This is a genomic window from Acinetobacter thutiue, from assembly GCF_030385805.1.
GTDB lineage: Bacteria > Pseudomonadota > Gammaproteobacteria > Pseudomonadales > Moraxellaceae > Acinetobacter > Acinetobacter corruptisaponis.
In genome coordinates this window covers 79,342-95,041 of sequence record NZ_JAUDZE010000010.1, presented here as the reverse complement: position 1 = coordinate 95,041, position 15,700 = coordinate 79,342, and the positions used below count along the sequence as shown (strand labels likewise).

Below are 15,700 nucleotides of genomic sequence, written 5' to 3'. Positions count from 1 at the left end.
TTGATTATCAAAGCCCCGAATTTTTATTGTGATTACTTGATCACCAAAATCTTCCATACTGTTTCTGATACGATGTCATCAAGATGGCTCGTCTGAATTAAGGTTAATCTATGAAACCCGTTATTGCGCTCATTGGTCGTCCAAACGTCGGAAAATCAACGCTATTTAACCAAATCACCAAAAGTCGTGATGCTTTGGTTGCTGACTTCGCTGGTTTAACCCGTGACCGCAAATACGGTGATGCGGTTTATCAGAACAAATCATTCATTGTGGTCGATACAGGTGGTATCGGTGAGAATGAGGGTGGTATCGACACCTATATGGCGGAACAGTCAAAAACTGCCATCAATGAAGCCGATATCATTATTTTTGTTGTGGATGCCCGCGCAGGCCTATTGGCTTCAGATGAGCAAATTGCGCGTGAGTTGCGTACCCTTGGCAAGAAAGTCTACCTCGTTGCCAACAAGGTCGATGGCGTACATGCGGAAGCAGCCTTGGTTGAGTTTTATAAGCTCGGTATGGGTGAACCAATGCAGGTCGCAGCCAGTCATGGTCGTGGTGTGCAGCAAATGCTGGAAGAAGTCCTGGCGGAAGTCCCAGAAGATGAAAATCCAGAAGAACACAATAAAAACACGGGCTTGCGTTTAGCAATCATTGGCCGTCCCAATGTGGGGAAATCAACGCTGGTTAACCGTTTACTCGGTGAAGAGCGTGTGGTGGCTTTTGACCAGCCTGGAACAACACGTGACTCGATTTATATTCCATTTGAGCGTGATGGCCGCCAATATACCCTGATTGATACCGCAGGTGTGCGTCGTAAAGGTAAGGTGGATGAAATGATTGAGAAGTTCTCAATCGTTAAGACCCTTCAGGCGATGAAAGATGCCAATGTTGTGGTCGTGGTGGTTGATGCCCGTGAGGGGATTGTAGAGCAAGACCTGCATTTAATTGGTTATGCGCTTGAAGCAGGTCGTGCCATGGTCATTGCGATCAACAAGTGGGACAATATGAGCGAGTATGACCGCAAGCAATGTAAGCTTGATGTTGAACGCCGTTTTGACTTTATTCCCTGGGCAAAAATCCACTTGATTTCTGCACTGCATGGAACTGGGGTGGGAGAGTTATATCCATCCATTCACCGTGCGTATGAATCATCAAACTTAAAGGTTTCACCAGCGAAACTGACCCAGATTTTAAATGATGCCACTGAAGCGCATCAGCCGCCATCCATTGGTGGCCGCCGTATTAAAATGCGTTATGCGCATATGGGCGGACAGAATCCACCCACTATCGTCATTCACGGCAACAAGGTTGATAAAACCCCTGCGGATTACCGTCGTTATTTAGAGAACGTGTTCCGTAAAGTGTATAAGCTTGAGGGTACACCTGTAAAAATCGACTTTAAGACCTCCGAAAACCCATTTGAAGGGCGTAAGTCTCAAGTGGATGAGCGTGTTGCCGCACGTAAACGTCGTTATATCCAGAAATTTAAAAAGGCGGAAAAGAAATTCAAGCGTTAAGTTTTTCTTGATGTCAAAAGTCCAAAGTCTGCTTTGGGCTTTTTTATCTGCAATGGGGGCTGTTATGGCGCGTGTCATCCAGATTTATGTTCAGGCATTGGCTCAACTGTTTGAAAAGAATAAAACAGATTTTGCTGATTTAAGCAGTTTTAATCATTATAAAAAACAGCAGATTCAAGCTCGGCGTAATCACTTTCTCGCTAATCAGTTGGATTGCTCAATAGAAGATTTGACTTTTGCCCAGCATGAACATGGTAAACCTTTTTTAACGTCTCATTCGCTACATTTTAACCATTCACATAGTCAGCAATATTATGCTTTGGCCATGAGTGAACGTGTTAAAGACATTGGGATTGATGTTGAGGAACTGGATCGAAAGGTTCGCTTTGATGCCCTGGCACAACATGCCTTTCATCCCGAAGAATATCAGATATGGCAAGCAAGTGAGGATGAGGAATATTGGTTTAGGGTCTGGACGACCAAGGAAGCAATTTTAAAGGCATCGGGTTTGGGGATTCGTTTGGACCTCAACAGTTTAAATACCCAAGTTCACCCAACCAGTCATGGAGGAATGTGTTCCCATCCGCTACTGGGGACTTTTGCCTATCAGAATTTTATCTTAAATCAGAAGATTGTGCTGACAGTGGCATGGCGGGCAGAGCAGTCCTGTCGTGGTTTTCAGTTTCCACAGATTCAGGTGATTCAAGCTTAGTCTGCTTTGACTTGTGGAGATGATTTTTTCTATACTCTCGGTTCAAAAGCGAATAAAAATTGAAAACAATGAAGAAAAATTTTTTGGTTGTGGTTTTATTGGGGGGAATGGGAATTGCTGCTACACATCATTATGCAGATGCACAGTTATTGCCCAGAATCATTACTCAAGCATTTCGTCCTCAATATGAGCAGCTTTTAATTCAAGACTGGCTTAAATACCAAAACCTCATACAACAACAGGAAATTCCCCGTCTCAATACTGAGAAAATAGATTTAAGTTCATCAGCAGGAAGAGAAAAATTTAGACAAAACTATGTTAAAGATGCCAAGTTGATTATTGATGCCAATAATCAAAATATTGCAAGAATTCGGCAAGCCACTTTTGCCACGGAAAGTTACCGAAATATTCAAAGTCTGGATATGCAGACCTTAACAATAATGAATCAGCTTTTTCAGGACAACGTCATTGATTATTATGCCAAGCATGGTGATACTCAGACATTTTTAAGAGAGCCTGCACTCAAAATAGAGACTGTCAGTAAATATCAGGCACAGCAAGCAGAAATGAAAGTTCTGGAACAGTTAAGAATCTTGGCTATTAAGAAAGATAGACGTTTAAGGCATATTGATGCTGATCTGTTCTCGGACTGGTTGGATTACTCAATACTTGAGCATCAACTTTATCCACGAGATGCCGAGTGGGATACTTTTGGAAATCTTCAAAAGCTATCGCAACGAACAGAATATGATGATGTACGGGAACTGCAAGCTTATCAGGCCTTGCAACCACGTACAGCGACTTTTAAAAAGATTCAACAGCTCAATGTGCAATCTATACAATCAAACCTCCAGATTTTTGCTGATTTTAAGCAACCTACAAATGCCCAGCAGGCTTTGGAGAATATCAAGGCCCTCAATAAAACGATGCAACAACAGGATTTTAAAACAGGCGTTGAACTTTCCAATCAGCTTACCGCAGAGCAGCAACGCATAAATAAACAAATGGTTTTGCAACTCAGTCAGGCACTTTTGTAGGTCATAAAAAATGCCAGCAATCATGCTGGCATTTTATTTGAATCAAGAGAAGTGGAAAGTTTAAGGAATCTCTTCTTCTTCAAACTCAGGTTTAACCTGGACAATAAAGTCCTGACGATTCAGGCCACGCCATAATGCGAAAGCTGTACCGATATAAATCGATGAGTAAGTACCGACGAATACACCGACAAACATCGCCACAGAGAACCAGTGCAGGCCATCACCACCTAGGAACATCATGGCAAGCACCACGAGTAACAGGGTCATCGAGGTATGGATAGTACGGCGTAAAGTTTCAGTAAGGGCAATATCCACGATTTCACGCGGGGTTGCACCACGAATCTTACGGAAGTTCTCACGGATACGGTCTGAGACAACGATGTTATCGTTGAGTGAGAAACCAATCACCGCAAGGACCGCAGCCAAAACTGTCAGGTCGAAAGGCCACTGGAACAATGCAAATGCGCCGATAATAATGACGATGTCGTGGAATAACGACATGACCGCACCCATCGCAAGTTTAAACTCAAAACGGATGGTCACGTAGATCAGCATCAGGATCAATGCAAGCGCCACCGCACCCGCAGAACGGATATACAGCTCATTACCGACCGCACCACCAACAGAATCCACCTTGTGGACTTCTACGGAGTTGTTTGGCAATTGAACCGCTTTGGTAATGGTGTTGCTTAAATCTTCAACCTCAAGGTCTTCCTGCACGGGCATACGCACGATCAGGTCGGTATTGCTTCCCAGTGTTTGTACCACGGCATCCTTGAATCCTGCACGATCCAGTGCCTGAACCACCTGGGCAGGTTGAACCGCCTGTTTGTAGTTCAACTCAGCAGAAATACCTCCTGTAAAGTCCAAACCGAGATTTAGGCCTTTGGTCGCAATAAAGAAGATGCTGGCAATGGTCAGCAAAATCGAGAAGATTGCAGCAGGTTTGGCAATCTTCATAAACGGGATGATTTTTAGGTCATCTGGACGGCCGTATTGTTTTGAGTCCTGTTGAGTCAGATCAGTCATGTGAATCTCCTTAAATACTCAACTTGGTCAAATTACGGCGTTTGCCATAAATGAGCTGTACGATTGCACGTGTTACCGTAATTGCGGTAAACATCGAGCAGACAATACCAATCATCAGGGTAACGGCGAAGCCTTTAATCGGGCCTGTACCAATTGCGAATAAGATAAACGCAACCAGGAACGTGGTTAAGTTCGAGTCAAAAATGGTGTTATAGGCTCGATCATAACCCGCGACAATGGCCTGTTTGGGCGAGGCGCCCCAGAGCATTTCTTCCCGTATCCGTTCACAGATCAGGACGTTGGCATCGACTGCCATACCAATGGTGATCACGATCCCTGCAATACCTGGCAGGGTGAGGGAAGCGCCAATCCATGACATCACGGTGAGAATCATGGCAAGGTTAAACACCAGCGCAAAGTTGGCAATCAAGCCGAATAAACGGAAGAACACGATCATCCAGATGGCAACCAACAGGAAGCCGATTTGGGTCGATAACACGCCTTTATCAATATTTTCCTGACCAAGGCTAGGTCCAACCACACGCTCTTCCACGAAGTACATCGGCGCAGCCAGTGCACCTGCACGAAGCATCAAGGCAAGCTCAGCCGCTTCCTGTGGAGAGTCAAGCCCTGTGATACGGAACTGTGAACCCAACACTGCTTGAATGGTTGCGGCATTGATCACCACAGACTCAGTATATGGTGTACGAACTTCAGTTTGTGTTCCTGTTTGAGGATCAGTGACATAGCTGATTTTTTGTTTATTCTCAATAAACAGCACCGCCATACGCTTGCCAACGGCATTGCGTGTTGCGTCTGCCATCAACTTACCACCAGCAGTGTCCAGCGTAATGTTGACTTCCGCGCCACCTGAGTCCTGACTAAAGCCAGAGCTTGCATTCTGTACGCGTTCGCCTGTCAGGATGCGGCTACGGTTTAACAGCAGTTGACGGCCACTATCCAGTGATTCATAGGCAAATACTTCTGTACCTGGAGGAAGCGGCTGACCATTATATTTACCTGTATATTTGTCAATATATTGATCATTGCTATCAGCAACCAAGCGGAACTCAAGGTTTGCGGTACGTCCAAGAACACGTTTTGCCTCGGCAGTATCCTGTACGCCTGGCAATTCAACCACAATACGGTTGTTACCCTGTGTCTGTACCAGTGCTTCAGCCACACCCAACTCGTTAATACGGTTACGCAGGGTGGTTAAGTTCTGGTTCACCGCATAAGACTGGATTTCCTGACGGCGTGCATCGGTGTAATTCAGTTTTAAGGTCGCGCCTGTAGCAGTTGCAACCGCCTGCTGGGTAAACTCATTACTATTACGGCGCAGAAAATCTGTCGCTGCATCACGGTCAGCATTGTCTGCGAACTGGATGGTAATGGTGTTGTTGCTTAAATTAAGGTTGTTAAACTTGATTTTGTTGTCACGAAATTGACGACGCAGATCAGTCGCAGATGTTTCCATACGCTGACTAATTGCTTTATCCATGTCGACTTCAAGCAGGAAATGTACACCACCACGCAAGTCCAAACCGAGTTTCATCGGCTTGGCCCCAATCTTTTGCAGCCATTCTGGTGTGGTTGGTGCAAGGTTGAGGGCAACCACGTAGTCATCACCCAAATCACGGCGCAGCATTTCCTTGGCCTTTAACTGGGCCTCTGAGGAGTCTAAACGTAATAGTGCCGCGTTGTTGGTGAAGCTGTTGTCGTGACTGCTGAGGTTGGCAGCTTTTAAAATCTGCTCAGCTTTTTGCACTATACTCTGATCAATCTGGGTACCTGCCTTTGCCCCAGAAATCTGGACAGCAGGTTCATCTGGATACAGACTAGGAAGTGCATATAACGTACTGATCACAAGTACCACAAGGATCAGTAAATATTTCCATGCAGGGTAACGCATTCGCTTTCTTCTTAAATGAAAAAGTCGTGCTGAGGCACGACGATCTTATGATTAAAGGTTGTTTAAAGTGCCTTCAGGCAATACTGAAATGACACTGGCACGCTGGATTTTGACTTCTACGCCACGAGAAAGCTCAACAACGGCAAAGTCCCCATCAAGTTTGGTAATTCTCCCCATCAAACCACCAGCAAACACGATTTCACTGCCAACACCCAGACTTTCGATCAAAGAACGATGTTCTTTGGCACGTTTCGCCTGTGGTCTCCAGATCAGGAAATAGAAGATCGCGATAAATACCGCAATCATCAATAAGTTTGCCATCAGGCTAGGACCTTGCTGGGCCGCTGGTGCAGCGTGAGCAGTAGAAATTAAAAAGCTCATTTCGATTTCCTAAAGTTAAAAAGCCAAAAAATTAACAATAAATTCCAATTCGTTTTGCAATGTACCCTGTCTTGCGGTCAGGCGCAAATCTTGATGCATTTACTTCACATCAGTCTTCAGGGCAGGGTGGAACTTCCAGTCCACGACGCGCATAAAAGTCCTGAACATAGTCATCAAATGTGCCATTATCCAGTGCATCACGCATGCCCTGTGTCAGGCGCTGGTAGTAACGTAGGTTATGGATGGTGCCAAGCATGGAGGCCAGCATCTCACCGCACTTCTCTAAATGATATAAATAGGCACGGGTGAAATTTTTACAAGTGTAGCAGTCACAATGTGGGTCTAAAGGCCCTTTATCATGACGATATTTACTGTTACGGATTCTGACCAGACCATCGGTCACGAAATAATGACCATTACGGGCGTTACGGGTTGGCATCACGCAGTCAAACATGTCCACGCCACGACGCACCGCCTCCACGATGTCCTCTGGTTTACCGACACCCATCAGGTAACGTGGTTTGTTATGTGGCATTTTGTTGGGTAAATAATCCAGTACCTTGATCATTTCCTCTTTCGGTTCACCCACCGATAAACCACCAATCGCATAACCATCAAAGCCAACCTCTAAAAGGCCTTTAAGTGACTCATCACGCAGGTCTTCGTACATGCCACCCTGAATAATACCGAATAAGGCATTTTTATTGTTGAGTTCATCATGGTGGTGGGTTTTACAACGTTTTGCCCAGCGTAAGGAAAGCTGCAATGATTTTTGCGCTTCTTCATGGGTTGCAGGGTAGGGGGTACACTCATCAAAGATCATCACGATGTCTGAGTTGAGCACGTGTTGAATCTCCATTGAAATTTCAGGAGACAGGAACACTTTCGAACCGTCGATAGGCGAGCGGAAAGTCACGCCCTCTTCCTTGATTTTACGCATTGCACCCAGGCTAAACACCTGAAAACCACCTGAGTCGGTCAAAATCGGTTTATCCCATTGGATAAACTCATGTAGACCACCATGCTCTTTAATGACTTCCAGACCAGGACGTAAATACAGGTGGAACGTATTTCCCAAAATAATCTGTGCCTGAATCTCTTCTATGTCACGAGGTAACATACCTTTCACTGTACCGTAAGTACCAACAGGCATAAACACAGGTGTTTCTACCACACCATGTTCTAAAGTGAGTCGACCACGACGGGCGCGCCCCGACTGGCCTAATTTTTCAAATTTCATGACACTATCCTGAGCAAGATCGAAGCACTGCTTTGAGCGCAGCGCAAGGCGAAAAAACAGTTCGCTGATCAAAAGCGGGTATTTTCCTTGATTATGACGTGTAGTTCTACTACTAAATGTAGCGAGGGATAAAATAAAAAAGTTTTCTGTATGAAGTGGCTGAATATTGGTTGGTGATGTGTGGAAAAGTCCCCCCTTTGAAAAAGCATAGGTATCTACAATCTGTAACCCCCTCCTAGCCTCCCCCTTGAAAAGGTGGAGGAACACCATTTAAATCAATTCTTTATAGGATTCGTGGGAAGTCTCCCCCTGATAAGGGGGAGATTTAGAGGGGGTAAAATTAGAACTTGATGATCCTGCTTTGAAAAAGGGGGACTGAGGGGAATTCTAAAAATTCGGCTTATAGTCAAAATTTTCCGTTGCAAGATTGTCTTTAAATGGACGAATACTCTTTTTAGATAAGGTCAGTGTATTGATCAGGTTGTTTGGAAACACCTCGATCTGGTTGTTAAACAACTCAACATTGCGGTTAAAGATGGTAATTGCAGCACCGACATTTTCATTTTGTTCCTGAATGTCATCCATCATCTTGCTATACAGTGCATCAGCTTTGAGTTCAGGATAGTTCTCAACCACGACATTCAGGCTGCGAATCAGTTCTTTGCTCATTTTCTCAATATTCTGTAACTGGGAAATATCCGTGTCATTCACATTTAAATTGAGAATTTGTTGACGTAGCTCAGTGACTTTTTCCAATGTCGATTTTTCAAACTGGGTGTATTGGGCCAGCGTTGCCTCTAAGGCTTCTAGCGTTTTGACTTTTTGACGTTCAAAATTTGCAACTTCAGACCAAGCACGTTTGGTGGCGTTAAAATAACGCACGATGTTGTTGCGTGTATAAACACCCCACACGATGATCACAACAAAAATTCCCAGGAAGATCAGTAAACCTGTCATCGCCATTCCCCTTATTGTTATTCCCCCATCAATTTCCTTTTCTTTAAAAAGGACTAGAGGGATTTATTGAATTAAGTTGAGCATCAATTGCTGAAATTTTTGATATTGCGGCATGGTCATGGTACGTAAATGACCACGCAATGCGGGAATATCATGAATTTCACTACGTTTACTGGCTGTTTGGAAAAGATTTTGTTCGCCCACGTAACACAAGATTTGCTCTTCATGATGATAAATTAAATCACCTGTAAAATGTTCAAAAAAATCATGTAATTTTAAGGTCATACTGGGGCCAACTTCCTTGGCGATCTGATGCTGGTCAAGACCGAAAATTTTAAGTTTTTGATTGATTAAAATATCGCTACTTTGCCATGAGCTGGTATAGGGTGCAAAAAAACGTGAACGCTGATTGCTCACCGCGACACCCAATGCAGGCATCTGAAAGATAAAAGCGCCCCATAAGTCCTTGTGGATTTCTTTGGCAACTTTTTTATTGGTATGTTCTTCCTGAAAAATCGGCATTTCACTGATGTAGTGATATTGAAAAAGCAGAACCTGATGTTCTGTTATGCCATCATTCCATGTGGTAGATGCATATTGCGTGATTTCATTTGATTCAGTGCCACGGTTAAACAGGGGAAAGTATTGCTTTAACCTGCTCATCACCAAGAGGGGTTGTGCCTGTATTGGCAGGTAGGCAGGCAACTGTTGAAACTGTAAACCATAACGCAATACAGTCATGCGCTGTTCCAGATAATTGATGACCTGTGTCAATGGTTCTTTGGGTTCATAGAGTAAATAGGCTAAAAAGCCTGTCAAAAAAGCCCCCAGAAAACTCCAGATAAACTGAATGTGGGGATGAAGAAAATAGCCAAAAATGAGTGTACTAATACTGGTAATTGCCAATAGATAAGGCATTACATTAAAAAAGCGTAAACCATGATCCTCACGCCAAGGATGCAGGGCATCCAGCAATTCTTGATCGTTATGTGATTTTTGCCCGATCTCCCAAAGTCGGGCAATATTGCGAAAAACCTGGGCATTTTTTTTACGTCTTATATGTAGGGCTTCTTGGACGGTGTCGATCGGCATGGAGAGGATCAATTCATTGTAATAAGGCTAAGATCGTTTAATTATGCTTTAAGTTTCATAAACTAAGAAGTGGCATGTGAATCTAATTGTTTTTTATCCCAAAATAAATTTCCTATCGTTCAATTTATTTTTATGAGGCAATAGGCTAAACCTTGATTTAGCCTATCTTTATATTTTTTAAATTTCTAGTTTATCAACCAGCATCGCATCGCCATAACTAAAGAAACGATAGCGCTGTTCAACAGCATGTTGATATGCCGCTAAAATATTCTCTCGATTGGACAGAGCCGAAACCAGCATCAGCAAGGTCGATTCTGGTAAGTGGAAATTGGTGATCAAACGATCTACGATACAGAACTGATAACCTGGATAGATAAAAATTTGTGTATCGCCTGTCCATGCTGCAATTCTGCCTTGGTTGGCTTGTGCTGCACTTTCCAGTGCACGGGTGGCTGTTGTACCCACAGCAATGACTTTATTGCCACGCGCCTTGGTTTCCAAAATCAGGTCAATGGTTGCCTGTGGTACGTCACACCATTCACTGTGCATAATGTGGTTGGTAATATCTGTGGTACGCACAGGCATAAATGTCCCAGCACCGACATGCAGGGTCACAAAGGTTTTTTGAATACCTTTGGCTGCCAATTTTTCCAATAGGCCTTGGTCGAAATGCAGGCTTGCTGTTGGGGCTGCTACACTGGCAATTTTTTCAGGGTCGTGAAATACCGTTTGATAACGTTCGGTATCAATTTCTTCAGCTTCACGGTTGAAATAAGGCGGAATCGGGAGCTGACCGTATTCATCAAGCACAGATAAAATTGGTTGTGAAAACTCAACGATAAACAGGTTTTCATGGCGACCGTGTACTGTCACAGGAATGGCATCTTCACCAATATATAGTTCTGCACCAGCCTTGGGTGAGTTGCTTGACTTAATGTGGCAGTGAGCTGTGTGGGCATCCAACATCCGTTCAACCAGCACTTCAATTGCACCGCCTGTGGCACGCTTTCCTTTTAAACGTGCTTTCATGACCTTGGTGTCATTCAGTACCAATAAATCACCATCTTCCAGTAAGTCCAGAATATCGGTAAAGGCATGATCATGATAATGACCCCGCACATCGATATGCAGTAGGCGTGAGGCGCTACGGCTTTCTAATGGATATCGTGCAATCAGTTCATCAGGAAGGTCAAACGAAAAGTCAGAGAGTTGCATAGATTTCTTTTCCACACTGAATCAGAACGGCATCTTTCTAAGATTTATCCCTAAAATAAAAAACCCCAAACTTTTAATGCCAGTTTGGGGTTTTTGAAATCTTGGTCCCGAGGGTCGGACTCGAACCGACACGTCATCTCTGACAGCGGATTTTGAGTCCGCCGCGTCTACCAATTTCACCACCTCGGGAAGAGTGCGATGCTTTGTGTTGCGTATAATACCCTGTTTAAAACAGTTGTCAATCATGCCTGCTGATCAATTGTTGAATTTTAGAGCAATTTATAGATTTTTTATGTGTTTTTATAAAAATGTTCAGAAACAGTGAAGTTGCTTGTTTTATAAGCAGAAATAAAATTTTGTTGAAAAATCACGTTTTGTTGCGAATTGATCGAATCAACAATTGCCTTTTATGTTAAAGTTTGTTAATAGTGGGTGATGATTTTCTCATTTTTTTTAAATAAAACCTACATACATGTCATAACGATAATATTCGAGAGGCGAGCATGGCGATTCAACTATTAGAATTACATCAGGCTGATAAGTTAAGTGCTTGTAAAATTTCTCTTTCTTTAGGTGTAACTTCAGAACAGAACTTGCTTGAGCAATTTTTGCAGTTTAACCGAAACCTGATGCAGGCCAATACCGCATTGCTTGTTTTTCATCAGGAACCTTATCTTTGGCATCGTTGCCCTGAAAAATTAAAAGTAATTGATTCTTCAAAAATTACCAAGAGCTTAAACACCTTATTTGTGAATGATGACCTGATTGACTGTAAACATCCACAATATCCAACATTGCTGGCTTTTCTGGCTTCACTTAAGCGAAAAGCGCAAACTGCGATCGCCCTGCAACTCAGACATCCCAATCAGACTGCCTTGGGTTATGTGATTTTATTCGATGAATCGGCTCAGGAATTTACCGACTTACAAAAACAATTGTTGCAGGCCCATTGTGTCAGTTTCATGCAGCAACTGGAATTGAAGTTTAACCATGACGAATTAAAAGAATTATACCAACAGGAAGCGGCGCTTAATTTTAGTAAAACCAAGTTCTTCTCCATTATTTCCCATGACCTCCGTGCGCCATTTCATGGCTTGCTGGGTTTTTCCGAGATTCTGGCAAAAGAGCGTGACACACTGGATGAGGCAAGTGTCCAGAATATTGCAGACTATCTTTATGATACTGCCCAGTCGACCTATAACCTGCTGGAAAGTCTGTTAAATTGGTCAATGGCCGAGGGTGGACGCTTTAGCGCTTACCCTATTGAATTTAAGTTAAGACAAGTGACCACCATTGTCACGGATATTTTAAGGACACTTGCAGTCAAGAAAAATATAAACCTGATCAATGATGTGCCAGAACATATCAAGGCGTATGCTGATATGAATATGGTTACTTCCCTGATTCAGAATTTGGTGTCCAATGCCTTGAAATTTACCGATATAGATGGTTTAGGCGTGGTGTCGATTCGCGCGGAAGAGCAGGGTCGCCATGTTGCCATTTATATTCAGGATACGGGTTTGGGTATGACAGATGAGCAAATGGCAGAGTTGTTCCATCCTCGCCTAACCGTCAGTTTAAAAGGTACAGCGGGTGAAAAGGGTGCAGGCTTAGGCCTGACCTTGTGCAAGCGTTTTGTTGATTTAAATCATGGCGAAATTAGCGTCAGCTCGAAAGAGGGTGAGGGAACCACCTTTAAGGTGCTGTTGCCAGCCGCAAGTGAGCACATGGATGTATGCGTTGAACAACCTAAAACCAAGGCAAAATTAGCCTAAAGAGATTTTAAAGATAAGCTCGTAACTGATATAAATGATCTGAGATGACATGACATTAGTCGAGCTTTTTTATATGAATGTGGAACAGCGACAAAAAACCTTGGTTGCAAGCCAATATGCTGAGCAAGTTTTAAATTTATACCAGACACAATTAGAACAAGACTACCTGGAAGATCAATTTCTTGATTCGCTTTCAACTGAAAGTATCCACCAGAAAGTCCAGCATGCTGTCATAGATTTAACTGATGAGCAGGCCTGGATGAAAGCCTTGCGTGTTCTACGTGCCAGACTGATGTTTCGCTGGATTTGGCAGGATGCCAATCAACTCACCAATGTCGTTACCCTGACCCGTGAACTTTCTGATTTTGCCGATGCCTGTATCTGTGCAGCCAAGGCATTTGCACTTGTTCCCCTGATTGCCAAACATGGCGAACCGATAGGCTATTCAGGTCAGGTTCAGGACTTGATTGTGATTGGCATGGGTAAATTAGGCGCGCAGGAGCTGAATCTTTCCAGCGACATTGATTTGATATTTGCCTTTGATGAACAGGGCGAAACCAATGGTCGTAAGTGTATTGATGTGCAACAGTTCTGCATTCTCTGGGGACAAAAGCTGATTTACCTGCTGGATCACATTAGTGCGGATGGTTTTGTATTCCGTGTTGATATGCGACTGCGTCCCTGGGGAGATGGTTCAGCCTTGGCAATTAGTCATACGGGACTGGAAAAATATTTAAGCCAGCACGGGCGTGAATGGGAGCGTTATGCCTGGATCAAGGCGCGGGTAATTACAGGGGGCAAGGCGGGCGCTGAACTGATGGAAATGGCACGTCCCTTTGTGTTCCGCCGTTATGTGGATTATTCCGCCTTTGCAGCAATGCGTGAAATGAAAGCCATGATCGAACGTGAGGTCATGCGCCGTAATATTGAGGATGATATCAAGCTCGGTGCTGGCGGCATTCGTGAAATTGAGTTTATTGTGCAGGTCTTTCAGTTGATCTATGGCGGATCAAAACGCGAGTTGCAGGACCGTCAATGTCTGGTCAATCTGCATCATCTCGGGGAAGCGGAATTGCTGGATCAGCAAGCGGTGATTGATCTTGAAGATGCCTACCTATTTTTAAGACGGGTTGAGCATGCCATTCAGGCACTCAATGATCAGCAAACCCAGTCTCTGCCAAATGAACCCGAGTTAAGGCAGCGCATGATTGAGACTTTGGGCTTTGCAGATTGGCAAGCCTTTGTTGATGTGCTGAACCAGAAACGTGACAAGGTGAAAGTTCAGTTCAAGCAGCTGATTCAGGAACAGGAATTTTCTGCACCGATTGATGATTTTTCACAGTTGGAACAGCGCCTTAATGCGGTATTGGATGATGATGCTACAAACCTGATTCAGAACTTCTGGCATGGGCAGGCTTTACGCAAAATTCCAGCCAGTGCCCTGGAACGTTTAAAGAAATTCTGGCCGCATTTGATCGAGGCAATCTTACAGTCACCACAACCACAAGTCGCCTTGTTGCGTTTGATGCCCTTGGTGGAGTCAGTGCTGCGCCGTACCGTATATTTGGTCATGTTGATGGAAAGCCGTGGTGCCTTGCAGCGACTGGTCAAAATGGCAACCGTCAGTCCGTGGATTTGTGAGGAACTGGCACAATATCCAGTGTTGCTGGATGAATTCTTGTCGATGGATTTTGGCTTGCCACAACGTAAGGATTTGGAAGATTCATTGCGTCAGCAATTACTGCGCATTGAGATTGATCAGGTCGAAGACCAGATGCGGGTGTTACGGCTATTTAAAAAGAGCAATGTATTGACTGTTGCCGCCAGTGATGTACTGGCTGAAAGTCCATTGATGAAGGTTTCCGATGCCTTAACTGATATTGCGGAAGTCAGCGTTCAGGCAACTTTAAACTTGGCTTATCAGGCGGTTGTGGAACGACATGGTTATCCTGTCGGAATCAATGGCCAGCGCTGTCGTCTCGATGCCAAAGGCTTTGCGGTGATTGGTTATGGCAAGTTGGGTGGGATTGAGCTGGGCTATGGTTCTGACCTTGATCTGGTGTTTATTCATGCCCTTGAGGAACAAAGTGAAACTGATGGCAAGAAAAGCATTAGTGGTGCTGAGTTCGCCATTCGGGTGGCACAAAAGTTTATGTCCCTGATGACCACGCAAACGCTGGATGGACGGGTTTATGAAATTGATACACGTCTCAGACCATCGGGTGAGGCAGGGATGCTGGTCACCAGCCTAAAAGCCTATGAACACTATCAGCAAAAAAGCGCATGGTTATGGGAACATCAGGCGCTGGTTCGGGCACGTTCAATCGCGGGTGATACCGATTTATGCCAGCAGTTTGAACAGATTCGTTGTCAGATTCTGACCCAAGTCCGTGATGAAAATGAAGTTCGTCAGGAAGTGCTGAAAATGCGTCAAAAAATGAAAGATCACCTGGGTTCATCGACAGAGCAAAAAAAACATGGGATTTTTCATTTAAAACAGGACTCAGGTGGTATCGTTGACATCGAATTTATGGCACAGTATGCAGTGCTTGCATGGAGTGGGACGAATCCAGATCTCGCCCATTTTTCCGACAATGTAAGAATTCTAGAAGATGCTGCTCAAGCAGGCTGCTTATCCAGTGAAGATGCCACAGCATTAATACACGCTTATCTCCGTGAACGAGCTGAGAGCCACCGTCTAGCGCTTGCAAATCAATCTATGCAAGTCAATGCTGCGGATTGGCACGATACCCGAGAGATCGTTTGCAAGTTATGGCAAAGGTTAATTGATCCAACTGCGACAGCATTGGAAAGTGAATGATTGTGTAAA

The 15,700-nt window shown here is 44.1% G+C and carries 12 protein-coding genes and 1 tRNA gene; 5 read left to right on the top strand and 8 right to left on the bottom strand.

Going from position 1 to position 15,700, the window contains the following annotated elements:
* The first annotated feature begins 110 nt into the window (after nt 1-110).
* The 3 genes from der (at nt 111) to QTA56_RS15975 (ending at nt 3,269) form a co-directional block, all read left to right on the top strand.
* A complete protein-coding gene (gene der, locus QTA56_RS15985) occupies nt 111-1,520 on the top strand; it encodes a ribosome biogenesis GTPase Der (protein WP_267981984.1) in 1,410 nt (469 codons plus the stop codon).
* Between the two features lie 64 nt (nt 1,521-1,584).
* On the top strand, nt 1,585-2,232 hold the full coding sequence (locus QTA56_RS15980; protein WP_267982026.1) for a 4'-phosphopantetheinyl transferase family protein: 648 nt from the start codon (nt 1,585-1,587) through the stop codon (nt 2,230-2,232).
* A 68-nt stretch (nt 2,233-2,300) separates the two neighbouring features.
* Nucleotides 2,301-3,269 carry a hypothetical protein gene (locus tag QTA56_RS15975; RefSeq protein WP_267981983.1) on the top strand — a complete coding sequence of 323 codons (969 nt, stop codon included), beginning with the start codon at nt 2,301-2,303 and terminating at the stop codon, nt 3,267-3,269.
* Between the two features lie 60 nt (nt 3,270-3,329).
* Here the strand turns inward: QTA56_RS15975 and secF are convergent, their stop codons facing one another.
* From secF to QTA56_RS15935, 8 genes are all read right to left on the bottom strand, one after another.
* Nucleotides 3,330-4,298 carry a protein translocase subunit SecF gene (gene secF, locus QTA56_RS15970; RefSeq protein WP_267981982.1) on the bottom strand — a complete coding sequence of 323 codons (969 nt, stop codon included), beginning with the start codon at nt 4,296-4,298 and terminating at the stop codon, nt 3,330-3,332.
* Nucleotides 4,299-4,308: 10 nt separating this feature from the next.
* Nucleotides 4,309-6,210, bottom strand: a complete 1,902-nt coding sequence (gene secD, locus QTA56_RS15965) for a protein translocase subunit SecD (RefSeq protein WP_267981981.1) — start codon at nt 6,208-6,210, stop codon at nt 4,309-4,311.
* A 51-nt stretch (nt 6,211-6,261) separates the two neighbouring features.
* Nucleotides 6,262-6,591: a preprotein translocase subunit YajC gene (gene yajC / locus QTA56_RS15960; RefSeq protein ID WP_004675516.1), complete on the bottom strand. Its 330-nt coding sequence runs from the start codon at nt 6,589-6,591 to the stop codon at nt 6,262-6,264.
* Nucleotides 6,592-6,700: 109 nt separating this feature from the next.
* Entirely contained in the window at nt 6,701-7,831 is a 1,131-nt protein-coding gene (gene tgt / locus QTA56_RS15955; RefSeq protein ID WP_267981980.1) for a tRNA guanosine(34) transglycosylase Tgt, read from the bottom strand.
* Nucleotides 7,832-8,218: 387 nt separating this feature from the next.
* A complete protein-coding gene (locus QTA56_RS15950; RefSeq protein ID WP_267981979.1) occupies nt 8,219-8,788 on the bottom strand; it encodes a LemA family protein in 570 nt (189 codons plus the stop codon).
* A 63-nt stretch (nt 8,789-8,851) separates the two neighbouring features.
* Complete coding sequence (locus tag QTA56_RS15945) at nt 8,852-9,880, bottom strand: hypothetical protein (RefSeq protein ID WP_267981978.1); 1,029 nt, start codon at nt 9,878-9,880, stop codon at nt 8,852-8,854.
* A gap of 177 nt (nt 9,881-10,057) precedes the next feature.
* A complete protein-coding gene (queA, locus tag QTA56_RS15940) occupies nt 10,058-11,095 on the bottom strand; it encodes a tRNA preQ1(34) S-adenosylmethionine ribosyltransferase-isomerase QueA (protein WP_267981977.1) in 1,038 nt (345 codons plus the stop codon).
* 102 nt (nt 11,096-11,197) lie between these two features.
* Nucleotides 11,198-11,284, bottom strand: a tRNA-Leu gene (locus QTA56_RS15935).
* 314 nt (nt 11,285-11,598) lie between these two features.
* On the opposite strand from QTA56_RS15935, the gene QTA56_RS15930 reads away from it, so the two are divergent.
* Together QTA56_RS15930 and glnE are read left to right on the top strand one after the other, a co-directional pair.
* Nucleotides 11,599-12,870 carry a sensor histidine kinase gene (locus tag QTA56_RS15930; RefSeq protein WP_267981976.1) on the top strand — a complete coding sequence of 424 codons (1,272 nt, stop codon included), beginning with the start codon at nt 11,599-11,601 and terminating at the stop codon, nt 12,868-12,870.
* 73 nt (nt 12,871-12,943) lie between these two features.
* Nucleotides 12,944-15,691 (top strand): bifunctional [glutamate--ammonia ligase]-adenylyl-L-tyrosine phosphorylase/[glutamate--ammonia-ligase] adenylyltransferase, encoded by a 2,748-nt coding sequence (glnE, locus tag QTA56_RS15925; RefSeq protein WP_267981975.1) that lies wholly within the window; start codon nt 12,944-12,946, stop codon nt 15,689-15,691.
* Nucleotides 15,692-15,700 lie beyond the last annotated feature (9 nt).